Here is a 1,259-nt window from a genome sequence, read left to right as displayed (position 1 = left end):
GCCGCGGCGGGCCGGTGGCCACCGACCTGGCCGGCCGGCACGTCGTCGTCTCGGCGGGCGGCACCCGGGGGCCGCTGGACCCGGTGCGCTTCCTCGGCAACCGCTCCTCCGGCAAGCAGGGCTACGCGCTCGCCACGACCGCCGCCGCCCGCGGCGCCCGCGTGACGTTGGTCTCGGCCAACGCCGAGCTGCCCGACCCGGCCGGGGTCGACGTGGTGCACGTGTCGACCGCGCTGGAGCTGCGCGAGGCGGCGCTGAAGGCCGCCGCGGACGCGGACGCCGTGGTCATGGCCGCGGCGGTCGCCGACTTCCGGCCCGCGGAGTACGCCACCGGCAAGATCAAGAAGGTGGAGGGGGTCGAACCGGCGCCCGTCGCGCTGGTGCGCAACCCCGACGTCCTGGCGGAGATCTCCGCCCACCGCCCCCGTTCGGCCCAGCTCGTCGTCGGTTTCGCGGCGGAGACCGACGACGTGCTCGCCAACGGCCGCGCCAAGCTCGCCCGCAAGGGCTGCGACCTGCTGGTCGTCAACGAGGTCGGCAACGGCAAGGCGTTCGGCCAGGACGTCAACGAGGCCGTCGTGCTGGGCGCGGACGGCAGCGAGACGCCCGTTCCGGTGGGGCCCAAGGAAGCCCTCGCCGACGTCGTCTGGGACCTGGTCGCCGAACGGCTGAATCCGGTCGCGGACTGATCTCGTAGGGTGGATGTTCGGTCTCCAATTCCGGAATCGCGTGCCGATTGTCGGTAGCTGACCGTTACACTCCAGGAATCAAGTCTTTCCGGATGTCCCCGGTTCGCCGGGGGCCTTCAGTCAGCAGCCGCTGCAACCCCAGGGAGCGCTGTGTCTCGCCGCCTGTTCACCTCGGAGTCCGTGACCGAGGGACACCCCGACAAGATCGCTGACCAGATCAGCGACACCATCCTTGACGCGCTTCTGCGCGAGGACCCGACCTCCCGGGTCGCCGTGGAGACGCTCATCACCACCGGCCAGGTGCACGTGGCCGGCGAGGTGACCACCAAGGCGTACGCGCCGATCGCCCAGCTCGTCCGGGACAAGATCCTGGAGATCGGCTACGACAGCTCCAAGAAGGGCTTCGACGGCGCCTCCTGCGGCGTCTCGGTGTCCATCGGTGCGCAGTCGCCCGACATCGCCCAGGGCGTCGACACCGCGTACGAGGCGCGCGTCGAGGGCGACGAGGACGACCTGGACAAGCAGGGCGCCGGCGACCAGGGCCTGATGTTCGGCTACGCCTCGGACGAG

The 1,259-nt window shown here is 71.4% G+C and carries 2 protein-coding genes; both read left to right on the top strand.

The window, feature by feature from the left end; genetic code table 11:
• A partial coding sequence (locus MCM47_RS41020; protein WP_305068081.1) for a phosphopantothenoylcysteine decarboxylase occupies nt 1–689 on the top strand: 689 nt, incomplete at its 5' end.
• A 150-nt stretch (nt 690–839) separates the two neighbouring features.
• Nucleotides 840–1,259, top strand: a 420-nt coding sequence (locus tag MCM47_RS41015; protein ID WP_308222639.1) for an S-adenosylmethionine synthetase N-terminal domain-containing protein, incomplete at its 3' end; no start/stop codon positions are given.

This window comes from Kitasatospora sp. A2-31 (assembly GCF_022288725.1).
Taxonomy (GTDB): domain Bacteria; phylum Actinomycetota; class Actinomycetes; order Streptomycetales; family Streptomycetaceae; genus Kitasatospora.
This window is presented reverse-complemented; position numbering and strand designations above follow the sequence as displayed.